This window comes from Collinsella tanakaei (assembly GCF_016900375.1).
Lineage (GTDB): Bacteria > Actinomycetota > Coriobacteriia > Coriobacteriales > Coriobacteriaceae > Collinsella.
This window is the reverse complement of record NZ_JACJKB010000007.1, coordinates 118925-128718: the sequence shown is the minus strand read 5'-3', so window position 1 is coordinate 128718 and position 9794 is coordinate 118925. Positions and strand designations below refer to the sequence as shown.

Genomic DNA, 9794 nt, shown 5'->3' with positions numbered 1-9794 from the left:
TGGGGAGTTAGCTCAGTTTGGTTAGAGCGCCGGCCTGTCACGTCGGAGGTCGCGGGTTCGAGCCCCGTACTTCCCGCCATCGCAATTCAAGCCCCGCCTCGTGTGGGGCTTTTTCCTTTTTTAGGCTGCTGCCCCTTCGTCTTTTGTTCCTTGCGGCCCGATATGGGCTAGTCTCCACGTTGCGCAACAAGATCGGGTATCCCTGAGGTATCACTTTGCTGTGCCCGGGCGCGCGGGTTGCTAAGGTCGGGTGGTATCACGCGCGTCTGGGCCGTATTATGCTGGAGTCATTTCAGGGTGATGAGGTGGTTTTTTCGCCCTCGCCCTTCGACCCTGATGCTTGCGGGGCATCTTCCAGCGGATCTTCTGACGCTTGGAAGCCATGCTTCCGTGGCACATCCTGCTCATCTGACACTACATTGCCGCTGCGATCCGGTCGCTTGATACTGGATGGTCGTTTTCCATACTTTGGAAGTGCCCGCCCTGGCTATTCGGTACCGCATACCCGTTTTCCGTTCCGCGAGAGCTCCCATTCTGGTCATCTGGTACCAATCGCCCATTTTGAGCAACCGGCAAGCGTGATCAGCGCAGTTCGGATTCCCCCTTGCCGGCCCCACGGAATTAGCCGCGCATTTTGCGTTGCCCATGCAATAACGGACCCATCGATAGCCGCTTGGTCCCCGTGGCACAGCATTGTATCAAGCGGACACTTCCGACAGATTTGAAATCAGCAGCAAAACAGCCAAAACCGACTCGTCTAAACCAGTGACACAATCATCCCAGCTACTACGGTACATTTGTTTCATCGGTTCAAAAAACCTGACGCCGTGTGACGAATATCTGTCGTGTACCTCAAGACTGGGGTTAATCCGAAGAAAATGCTATTACCCAACCCACCAAACTGTTATGTTTGAACTTGTACAACTGGTTGCGGTTGGCTATTGGTCGGAGATGCCGATCGCACAGCGCTTGGCTCGCTGGTCGGGAAAGAGCCGAGTGCTGGCATAACCTAGGGGTCGGTTTGAGACAACGTAAGCGTTCGGCCTGCCGCATGCAGGTCGGGCCGCTGCTATGCATAGGGCATCCAGCGGTCGTTACAGGCATATCGTTCCCGACGCACGCGTCTGTCTTCGCTGCGGCGCGCCCAATCGTGTCGAGCGATGCTATGCCGCGTGACGCGCTATCCGACATCGCCCATACCGTTCGTATCGTTCGCTGTTCAAGCGATGGCGCCTGCAGGGCCCACGCTGCCGCCGGCCTTATCGGTCATATCTGCGCGTACGGGCACGTGCCTCAATCGAATTTCCCACACGGCGATGCCGCGCTCAGCGGTTCCTCGTCGACCGGTTCCATTCCCGACGTCGCGACCGGCACGCCGGAGCAGAGCGGTGGCATCTGGATGCCTCTGCTTGCTGCGCCACTCAAGAGAGGAGGCCACGTCGGCATATCCGCGCCCCGGACGCATCGGTGGTTGTAAGGCTACGCAATATTGGATGGGTTCAGGTTGTCCGCACGTTGAACGAACGCCGCCCACCGCGTTAGCTAAAAGCAACAAAAGCCCTTGTCGATTGGTGTGCAGGATTCTCCATAACGGGGGTCATATTGTAAATACCAGGCTGAGTGCGCAGGGTGGGTGCTATAGTATGCTGAACCGTTTTAGCACCTATGCCCATTGCATAACTGCCTCCGCGGTGCGTCCTTATATCTGTCAGGCCCTTTAAAGATTCGCCGCAGCCAATATACGAGGAGGAGAGATGGACATCTCTAGGAAGACGGATTACGCTCTTCGCATGTTGTCCATGCTGGTCAAGGACACAGACAGCTTGCTTTCGGTGCGCACTGCCGCCGACGAGGTCGGCGTGCCGTATTCGTTTGCCCGCTCGATCCAGCACGGGCTCGTTCAGGCGGGCATCGTCGAGAGCCTGCGCGGTGTGCACGGCGGCATGCGTCTCAAGATCGACCCGAAGCAGATCACGCTTCGCCAGGTGGTCGAGGCCGTGCAGGGGCCGCTTGTCATGAACGATTGCACGGCGCCGGAAGGCGTGTGCTCGCGGATGGACGGGTGCTGCTATCATCCCATCTGGTCCGGTACGCAGGCGCTCGTGTACAGTTACCTCGATTCCGTCACGCTCGACGATGTGGTCAACTGCAGGCGCGCACCGGCGGTGGACACCAAGTTTGCAGATCGCGAGGCGTTCTGCTCGTATGTGTCGTGCAGCGAGGGCTGCCCTCGGCGAAAACGCACGCACGGAGCGAGTGTCTCGGCAGGATAATAAGGAGCACACGTGCTTGATATGGACCCCTTTCGCACACTGGTTCGGGCGGAAGGGGTCCGTTTGTATCGCGACCTGCCGTGGCGCAACACGCGCGATCCGTATGGAATCTGGCTGTCGGAGGTGATGCTCCAGCAGACGCAGGTGGCGCGCGTGCTCACCCGGTGGACGGAATGGCTCGAGCGCTTTCCCACGGTAGAAGCCCTTGCCGCTGCATCCACGAGCGATGTGCTGGCAGCCTGGCAGGGCATGGGGTACAACCGGCGCGCGCTGGCGCTCAAGGCGGCGGCGGAGACCGTGGTTCGCGAGCATGGCGGCGTTTTTCCCCGTGACGCCCAGGCCCTGCAGGCGCTGCCGGGCATCGGGCCCGCAACGGCTCAGGGCATCCGTGCGTTCGCGTTCGATCTGCCGGGAGTGTATCTGGAGACGAACGTCCGCACCGTGATGCTGCATCATCTGTTTCCCGACGTGCCTGACGTGCCCGATCGCGAACTTGTGCCGCTCGTGGAGGCGACCTGCCCGCGCGGGGTGGGCGAGGGCGATGCTGCCGCCTCGGGTCCATATGCCGAGCCGCAGGACGTCGACGACACGCCCCGTTCGTGGTATTACGCCATGCTCGATTACGGCGCCTATCTGAAGAAGACGATTCCCAACCCGTCGCGCCGGTCCAAAAGCTACACGCGCCAGTCACGCTTCGAAGGCTCGCGGCGGCAGAAGCGCGCACATATCGTGCGGATGCTGCTCGATGCCCAGGCGGCTGGAGAAGCGGGGCTCACGCTCGACCAGGTGCGCAGCGGCGTCGATGACCTCGAGCGCGCGTCCGGGCGCGATGCCGTTCCCTCCGCCGAGGTGGAGTCGATTCTCTCCGACCTCGTTCGCGAAGGGTTCGCCGTCGTCGAAGGCCCGCTCTGGACCATCGCCTGATGGCCTCTTTGGGGACGTAGCCGCCAGGCGCCACATGTGGCGCCTGGCGGCTACGTCCCCAAAGAGGCCAGGTGCCGTTGGGCTGCGATTATGGGCCGTTGGCAGCGCAGGGGTCGATGGGTGTGAAGCCCGCGTGAAGTTGGGTATAGGAACTGTGTACGTAGGTGATTTCTTATTAGGAATCATTTACAATAAGGGCACCGGATCGCGCCTGATATCCGGAACCTTACGATGCAGAGGAGGAAACACCAATGGACTTCGCAAACTCCCAGACCAAGAAGAACCTCGAGACCGCGTTTGCCGGTGAATCCCAGGCCCATACCAAGTATCGTTACTACGCCTCCAAGGCCAAGAAGGACGGATACGTCCAGATCTCCAACATCTTCATGGAGACCGCTCTGAACGAGTCCGAGCATGCCAAGCTCTGGTTCAAGTACCTGCATGACGGCGCTGTGCCCGACACCCTGACCAACCTCAAGGACGCTGCCGCCGGTGAGAACTACGAGTGGACTACCATGTACGACGAGTTCGCCAAGACCGCCGACGAGGAGGGCTTCAAGGAGATCGCCGCCAAGTTCCGCGGCGTCGGCGCCGTCGAGAAGGCCCACGAGGAGCGCTACCTCAAGCTGGCCGAGCGCGTCGAGAAGGGCGAGGTCTTCACCCGCGAGGGCGTCAAGGTGTGGAAGTGCGGCAACTGCGGTCACCTGCATGTTGGCCCCACCGCTCCGGAGCTCTGCCCCGTGTGCGCTCACCCGAAGAGCTACTTCGAGGAGCATGTCGTCAACTACTAGTCGCACGTATCTGCGCATATGACGCTCTGCCCCCGGCGCTGTATCCGTCAGCGCCGGGGGCTTCTTAATATGAGAAAGCCATTGTCAATAGGCATGACGTCGCGGGTCCCGGAATTCCATCCGGGACCCGCGTTCTTTCCAGCCGGTCGGGACCGCGCGGATGCTCGTTAGTCGTCGCTCGCCTGGCAAGCTAATATCCGCGGGCTCGTGGCGCGGCGTGCGGGGGTATGTCGCCGCGCGCTACCGCATTTCGACTCTCCGTCCGGGACCGTCGTTCGAAATCCCCGTAGTCTTGTTTCCCGGGCGCAGCCCTCGGGCCGCCCATAAAAGGCCTCGTGAGCCGGCCCCGGCGATGCGTCGATGCGCGGTCCCTCCCGGCGGGAAGGCGTTTCCGCGGGAGGGTCACGCGAGCGCGCCCTCCGCCCTGCAGCCGATCTCCCAGACCCAGCAGGCGAGCTCGCGCGCCACCGCGACGTTGGCGACGCAGGGGCGCTTCCCGGCGGCGCGCAGGGCCCCGTGGCGCTCGGCGAGCCGCCTGGTCGCCTCGTCGCAGCGGCGCCTCACCGCGGGCGGCACCGACGACCCCGCCGGCGGCGCCTTCGGCTTCGGCGAGCAGGCCCTGAAGTGCCACGCGGCCTCGACGAGCGCGCGCCTGGAGGGGGAGTTGCCCGTCTTGGTGATGCCGCCGGTCGCCTCCCTCTCGCCGCTCGAGTGCTCCGAGGGGGTGAGCCCGAGCCACGACGCGTAGGAGCCCGCCGCCGGGAACCTGCTGAAGCAGCCCGCCTCCGCGGCCAGGCAGAAGGCGGTGGCGACATCGATGCCCTTGATGAGCGAGAGCGCCTCGATGCGCGGGCGCCACAGATCGGCCGCGGCCTCCTCGGCGACCCGCCTCTCCAGCGCCCGCTTGTCCGACTCGGCGCAGCGCACGCAGGTGACGTAGTGGTCGAAGGCCGCGGCGGCCGCCGGCTCTGCGGGCCTGAGGCCCTCGGCCCAGCGCCAGAACGCGCGCGTCCAGGCGCCCCTCCTGCGCCCCAGGGCGTCGGTCTCGTCGAAGGCGTGCCCGCGCCTCAGCAGGAACTTGGAGAGGCGCTGGCGCGCCCGCTGCAGGTCGTCCCGCGCGTCGTCGAGCGCCCGCGACAGGTCGCGGGCGGCCTCGACCTCGAGGGGCGGGACCCACACCTCGACGACGTTGCGCGTCGCGAGCAGCCTGGCGAGGAAGGCGGCGTCGTTGCGGTCGTTCTTGCGCCGCCTGTCCGCCGCGGGCCTCTGCATCCTCGAGACGGCGCCGACGACGCAGTCGACGCCGAGGCCGCGCAGCTCCCGGCAGAGCGCGAAGCCGGTCGGCCCGCTCTCGTAGACGGCCTTGGGCTCCTTGAACCCCTTGATCCAGGCCGCGATCTCGCCGGCGTCCGCGCCGAAGGCCCGCTGCACCACCTCGCCGGTGAACGGGTCGAAGGCGCACGCGGCGACCGAGCGGGCGTGTACGTCGAGGCCGATGGAGGTAACATGGGTCATGGGGAGCCTCCTCCCATGCGTGCGGTACGGCGGCACCGCAGGTGACGATACAACACCATTGTTCCCGCCCAGCCCGCGACCCGGCATGTCGCGGGAGGCTTCCCCTCAATGGCTTTCTCATATCGTCTTGTGCGAGGACGCGCTCCTTCCGACGCCTTGCTGCCGACGGGCGGACGTCGGCAAGAAGCCAGCCATATATACAGCATGCGAAATGCATCCTGACTCCCTTTCACCTTGGTGGGATTTGGGCAATAATGAGCACGGTGCCGATAGGTATCGGGCATCCATGCCGTGGCGATGCCGCGGGCGGATGCCGAGCAAAGAGGGGAAGACGCGTCTCGTGGCGCGCAATTGCATAGGGAGGTGTACGGATGGCGGAAACGACGAGGACCGCGCAGGGTTCCCTGGCCGAACGCCTCACGGCAAACGGCTTTACCCGGCGCGATTTTCTGAAGTACTGCGGTAGCCTGGCTGTCATGCTCGGGCTTACCGAGGCCATGGCGCCGCGCGTCGCCGAGGCGATCGAAATCGGCGAGACGTCAGGCAAGCTGCTGCCCGTGATCTGGATGGAAGGCGGCTCGTGCTCGGGCTGTACCGAGGCTTTGGCGCAGACCAACACGCCTGACATCCCGCAGCTTGTTCTCGAGACCATCTCGCTCAACTACAGCGAGACGCTCTCCGCGGCTGCCGGCCATTCCATGGAGCAGGCTCGCAAGGACACCATCGAGGCGGGCGGCTACATTTTGGTTTACGAGGGTGCGGTGCCCACGGTCTACGACGGCAACGTGCTGCTCGTGGGCGGCGAGAAGGGAACCGATTCTTTGGCCGAGACCGCCGAGAAGGCCGACGCCGTGATCGCGCTCGGTTCCTGCGCATGCGACGGCGGCTGGATGGCCGCGCGTCCCAACGACGCCGAGGCCATGGGTGTCCAGAAGTTCTTGGAAGAGCGCGGCATCGGCACGCCGGTGGTCAACATCCCGTGCTGCCCGGCGAACCCCGAGTGGCTCGTCGCGGTGATCGTGGAGTACGCGCTCATGGGTCGCCTGCCTGAGCTCAACGGGAAGAACGTGCCGGTGAGCATCGGCAATCAGACGGTGCACGACAACTGCCCGCGTCGCGGTCACTTCGAGAACGGCGAGTTCGTCTACCGCTTCGGCAGCGCCGAGGAGGCCAAGGGCTATTGCCTGTACCCGCTCGGCTGCCGCGGTCCGCAGACGTTTACCACCTGCCCCATCACGCGCTGGAACCGCTCCACCTCGTGGTGCGTGGAGTCCGGCGCGCCGTGCATCGGCTGCGGCAACATCGAGCCGATGCATCCGCAGCGCAACTGGGTCGACGAGAACACGCCGTTCATCAAGCGCCATCGCGACCTCTCGCTGCTCGGTTTCCACTTCCAGCCCACCACCGCCGCCCTTGCCGTTTCCGGCTTGGTCGTCGCCGCGCTCGTGGTGCATGGCGTCGGCATGAAGGTCGCCGGCCGTGTCGACGGCGGCGCCGACTTCGAGCCTGAGCGCCGTTGGGACGTCAAGCACGGCACCGAGGACGCCCACAAGGCGGGCGCCCGCGCCGCCGCGCTCTACGACGAGCTCGACGCGAAGGGGCTGGAGCCCAAGAACATCGACCGCTTTAAGAAGATCCGCGCGGCGAAGAAAGCCCGGCGCGCCCAGGGGGAGGAGAAGCCGCCGGCGAACCCCGCGGATGCCCCTGCAGACGCCGCGCCCACCGATACCGCTGAGAAGGGAGGCGATGAGTGATGGCTCGTTCCACCGTTGACCCCATTACCCGCATCGAGGGTCACCTCTCCATCGAGATGGAGGTCGAGGACGGCAAGGTCACCCAAGCCTGGGCCTCGGGCAACCTGTACCGCGGCTTGGAGCATGCGCTCGAGGGCCGCACTCCCTACGACGCCGCGCTCATCTCGCAGCGCATCTGCGGCGTGTGCCCCGTCTCGCATGTGCACGCCTCGTGCCTGGCTGCCGAGGACGCCTACGGCATCCAGATTCCCGACGGCGCCCGCCTGGTGCGCAACCTCGCCGAGGGTGCGCAGATCCTGCACTCCACGATCCTGTGGTTCTACAACCTCACGGGGCTCGACTACATCAACCCGCTGAACGCGCTTTCCGCCAATCCCGCCGACGCCTACGACGTGTGCAACCAGTACGGCACGTCGGCTGCCGATTTCGGCGCGCTTGCCGAGCGTCTGCAGGCCTTTGCCGACAACGGCCAGCTGTCCATCTTCTCGGGCAACTGGTTCGACGCCAAGGATCCGGACGGCTCGTCGGCGTTCCGCTTCGATCCGGCCGAGGACCTCGTGGGCACCGCCCACTACTTCGAGGGCCTGGAGAAGCAGGCGGTGGCCTCGCAGATCTGCGCGATCATCGGCGGCAAGATGCCGCATATCATGACGTCGATCCCGGGCGGCACCTCGTTCGTGCCCACGGCTGAGAAGCTTGACGAGATCATCTACCGCATCGACGAGCTCAAGACGTGGATCGAGTCGACGATGATCCCCGATGCGTACATGATCCTGGCCAAGTATCCCAACCTGGTGGATATGGGCCGTGGCCCGGGCCGTTTCATCTCCTTCGGCGTGCTGGACGCCGCGAGCCGCGAGCTCAACGACCGCTACCTGCCCGCCGGCATGTCGGTGCTGCGCGAGGACGGTTCGCTGGGCATCGATTACGTGGACGTGAGCCGCATCACCGAGGATGTCACCCACGCCTATTACGCCAACCGCCTGCCGCAAAACCCGCTCGAGGGTACGACGAGCCCGCAGTGGCCCGCCGACGGCAAGAACTTCGCCAACAAGTACAGCTGGTGCAAGGCTCCGCGCTACGAAGGCAAGACCTACGAGGCCGGCGGCATCGCGCGCATGGTGGCCGCCTACCAGCGCGGCGTGCAGCCCGTGGGCCTGCTCATGGATAGCGCGCTCGCGCGCACCGGCATCTCGTGGGCGCAGCTCGACGGCGTTGCCGGCCGTCTGCTCACGCGCGTGCTCGAGGCCTCCTACGTGGCCGGCAAGATGGCCGAGGACGCCCAGGAGCTCGTGGACCTTATGGCAGCGGGCGAGGCGGAGTACTACACGCCCGCCACGAACACGACCGGCGAGGGCGTGGGCCTGTGGGAGGCACCGCGCGGCGCGCTGCTGCATACCGAGCGCGTCGAGGGCGACGTCATCTCCCATTACCAGGAGATCATCCCGTCCACGTGGAACCTCTCCCCGGCGGACGGCCAGGGCAACCCCGGCCCGCTTGAGGAGATGCTGCTGGGCACCGACGTGACCGACCTGGAGAAGCCGCTCGATGCGGTGCGCATCGTGCACAGCGTCGACCCGTGCACCGCGTGCGCATGCCACGTGTCCGAGCCGGCGACGGGTCGCACGTTCGGCACCGTCACGTCTCCTTGGGGGGTGAGGTAAATGGCACATATGGCCCATTACCGCGAGGCGCATCCGCTGCCGTTTGTGATCACGCACTGGGTGAACCTCATCGCGATGATCATCCTGATCCTGTCGGGCATCTATATCCATTTCCCGTTCTTCGGCGGGTTCATGGGCATCGCCCGCGGGTTCCACGTGTTCTTCGGCGCCGTGCTGATCATCAACTGCATCGTGCGCATCATCGGCGCCTTCATCGTCAAGTCGGCTCCCGCGCCCGGCACACGCGAGGTCGTGCGCGATGTATGGACCTGGCTGCCCCAGCGCGATAACCGCCATCAGCTGTGGGCGTGGATCAGCTACTACCTGTTCCTGCGCCGCGACCACCCGATCGCAGCCAAGCTGGGCGTTCCGCAGAAGATCGTGTACCTGCTCATCCCGCTGCTCATCTTCTTCACCGGCTTCACCGGTTTCTGCCTGTGGGGCACCACGGCGAGCTGGCCTGTGTTCGCCTGGGGCCTTGAGGTGATGGGCGGCGCCATGAAGGTGCGCATCATCCACTACTTCTGCATGTGGGCCTTCATCGTGTTCATGTGCATCCACGTGTACCTGTCGCTCATCGAGGGCGCGAGCCCGGCCACGCTGATCTTCTTCTGGAAGGAGACACCCGGCCTGGTGTACGACCCCAAGACCATGAACATCGTCGGCTTCGACGGCATGGGCAAGGAGCCGGACGTGGGCGAGACCTTTAAGGAGTAGCAGCTCGTATACAGACGGGTTGTCCCGAGATGCCGGGGCCCTCCGCTTTGAATGCCGATCGCGCGTTGTGCGAGGGCTTCAAAGCGGAGGGTCCCGGACGTTTGAGAAGCGGTCGCACTTCGCTGCATGGTTTGCGGCAGGGCTTGAGGCTGCTAT

The 9794-nt window shown here is 64.7% G+C and carries 7 protein-coding genes and 1 tRNA gene; 7 read left to right on the top strand and 1 reads right to left on the bottom strand.

The window, feature by feature from the left end; all coding sequences use genetic code 11:
- The first annotated feature begins 1 nt into the window (after nt 1).
- The 4 genes from H6A16_RS06160 to rbr all read left to right on the top strand — a co-directional run bounded on the left by H6A16_RS06160 (nt 2) and on the right by rbr (nt 3988).
- Nucleotides 2–79 (top strand) — tRNA-Asp (locus H6A16_RS06160).
- A gap of 1675 nt (nt 80–1754) precedes the next feature.
- Nucleotides 1755–2273: an RrF2 family transcriptional regulator gene (locus H6A16_RS06155; RefSeq protein ID WP_204617172.1), complete on the top strand. Its 519-nt coding sequence runs from the start codon at nt 1755–1757 to the stop codon at nt 2271–2273.
- Between the two features lie 21 nt (nt 2274–2294).
- The gene (locus tag H6A16_RS06150) at nt 2295–3197 is read left to right on the top strand and encodes an adenine glycosylase (RefSeq protein WP_204617196.1); all 903 of its coding nucleotides are present in this window, start codon (nt 2295–2297) and stop codon (nt 3195–3197) included.
- Between the two features lie 251 nt (nt 3198–3448).
- A complete protein-coding gene (gene rbr, locus H6A16_RS06145; protein ID WP_204617170.1) occupies nt 3449–3988 on the top strand; it encodes a rubrerythrin in 540 nt (179 codons plus the stop codon).
- A 402-nt stretch (nt 3989–4390) separates the two neighbouring features.
- Here rbr and H6A16_RS06140 read toward each other — a convergent pair whose 3' ends face one another.
- A complete protein-coding gene (locus H6A16_RS06140; RefSeq protein WP_204617168.1) occupies nt 4391–5503 on the bottom strand; it encodes an IS110 family transposase in 1113 nt (370 codons plus the stop codon).
- Between the two features lie 371 nt (nt 5504–5874).
- Between H6A16_RS06140 and H6A16_RS06135 the strand changes: the two genes are divergently transcribed.
- Genes H6A16_RS06135 through H6A16_RS06125 form a run of 3 tightly spaced genes read left to right on the top strand, consistent with a single transcriptional unit; the run spans nt 5875 to nt 9638 of the window.
- A complete protein-coding gene (locus tag H6A16_RS06135) occupies nt 5875–7257 on the top strand; it encodes a hydrogenase small subunit (protein ID WP_204617166.1) in 1383 nt (460 codons plus the stop codon).
- Nucleotides 7257–8921 (top strand): nickel-dependent hydrogenase large subunit, encoded by a 1665-nt coding sequence (locus tag H6A16_RS06130; RefSeq protein ID WP_204617164.1) that lies wholly within the window; start codon nt 7257–7259, stop codon nt 8919–8921. Before H6A16_RS06135 ends, H6A16_RS06130 begins: the two co-directional genes overlap by 1 nt.
- A complete protein-coding gene (locus H6A16_RS06125) occupies nt 8922–9638 on the top strand; it encodes a cytochrome b/b6 domain-containing protein (RefSeq protein WP_204617162.1) in 717 nt (238 codons plus the stop codon).
- The last annotated feature ends 156 nt before the right edge of the window (nt 9639–9794 follow it).